The sequence below is a fragment of the Natrialba sp. PRR66 genome (assembly GCF_034808065.1).
Classification (GTDB): Archaea; Halobacteriota; Halobacteria; order Halobacteriales; family Natrialbaceae; genus Natrialba; species Natrialba aegyptia.
In genome coordinates this window covers 1-1468 of sequence record NZ_JAXHGN010000011.1, presented here as the reverse complement: position 1 = coordinate 1468, position 1468 = coordinate 1, and the positions used below count along the sequence as shown (strand labels likewise).

Genomic DNA, 1468 nt, shown 5'->3' with positions numbered 1-1468 from the left:
CTCCGCGGTCGAGGGCAAGCCCTCGCTGCGCGCCGCTCCGGTCGGCGGGGGCCTCCCTCCGCTGTTCCGGCGCTCGGAGGCTGTCACAGTAGCTGTGCGGTGTTGCAGAGTCCAGCCGAGTCGTGTAGGGCGAAACGCCTTTGCGCTCGGCGGGAGAATCCTTAGCCGACTCAAGACCGCTCTTGGTCTTGTGTTGCCATCTAGCAACGGATCGTTCGGCGCTGAGAACGCCGGATGAGTCGGCCGGGTTCCCCCGGTCGGTTTTCACGGAGTCCTGTTGTTGAGACGAACGTCTACCGCGCCACTCTTAGCACTTCCGCCGATCAGCGCGCTGTCGGGCTCGGTCGGTCGGACCCCGTGAAGGGGCCGCTCCCGACCGTCACCACTCAGCGCGCCTCGAGCGAATAGTATCGCTACCTCCGGATCACCCGGAGGGTCGGCGGCTGGGTGGCTGAAGGTGGAGCCACCACCCGACTGTTCCAACGCTAATGCTCGATCTAGTCCGGCGGCGGTTCCCGATCCGGATCACGCCGGAAGTCCCCGGAGGTCGCGCCGATCCAGCGCTCGACGATCTCGTCGTACGTCGCGAGAATCCAGTCGGTTTCCTCGTCGTCGCCGCCGGTGTTCCGTGGATCGAGATCCACGTCGGCGCTCGATCCGTATCGACGAGCTCCAGCTGGCAGGTGCGAGAGTGCGCCCCTGCCGAGGTAGGCGCTGATGTAGTGGGCCGCGTTTCGGGCGTTCACACGGCGAATATCGACGACCTCACCCAGTCCGACACGTTGCGACAGCATCGAGAGTTCCGACTGAGGCAGGTACCGATCTACCAGCAGGTGCAGGTGTGGACGATCTCGTTCGTCGCCCTCGTGGCGGACCCACAGGAAGCTCAGATCATCGTAGCGATCCCGCAGTTCCGTCCGGAGAGCGTTCCATCGGTCGGTGATGTGTTCGTGTTGGCGCTCCCGTCCGACAGGTGCCGAACTGTCCACGGTGAGGGTGAGGAATCGCCGCATCTCCGGGCGCTCCTCGGTGATCCGCTCGATCTCCTCGATGAGACTCATCCGGAGCCGGTGCCCGCAACACTCGCAGTCCCACGAGCCACACCTGTACTGGGCTGTCTCGCCGCTCTCGGGGTTCTCGTAGCGCAGGTGTTGGAGGTCCTTCCGACAGTCGGGCCGTTCGTCGTCGTCGTCGCCGACGAGATCGACGTGATCGCCGAGCCTGGACTGTTCGGTGCTACTCATCGGAAAACCTCGCTGGCTCGGTGCCCGTATTCCCCGTTCGCCGGTGGCTCTGGGTCTCTTGACTTGTTCTAACGAACGTCAAGTGAAGACCGCACCGCCCCGCACAGCGGGTCGGTGGCGCTCCCTCCGGTCGCTCATGCGCGCCGGCTCCGCGGTCGAGGGCAAGCCCTCGCTGCGCGCCGCTCCGGTCGGCGGGGGCCTCCCTCCGCTGTTCCGGCGCTCGG

General features: G+C 65.9%; 2 protein-coding genes. One reads left to right on the top strand and one right to left on the bottom strand.

Annotation, left to right across the window (positions count from 1 at the left end; all coding sequences use genetic code 11):
- Positions 1-238: hypothetical protein (locus SM755_RS23270; protein WP_323174788.1), on the top strand; the 238-nt coding region annotated here is incomplete at its 5' end.
- A 259-nt stretch (positions 239-497) separates the two neighbouring features.
- Here the strand turns inward: SM755_RS23270 and SM755_RS23265 are convergent.
- Positions 498-1244: a Rep protein gene (locus SM755_RS23265; protein ID WP_323174787.1), complete on the bottom strand. Its 747-nt coding sequence runs from the start codon at positions 1242-1244 to the stop codon at positions 498-500.
- Between the last annotated feature and the right edge of the window lie 224 nt (positions 1245-1468).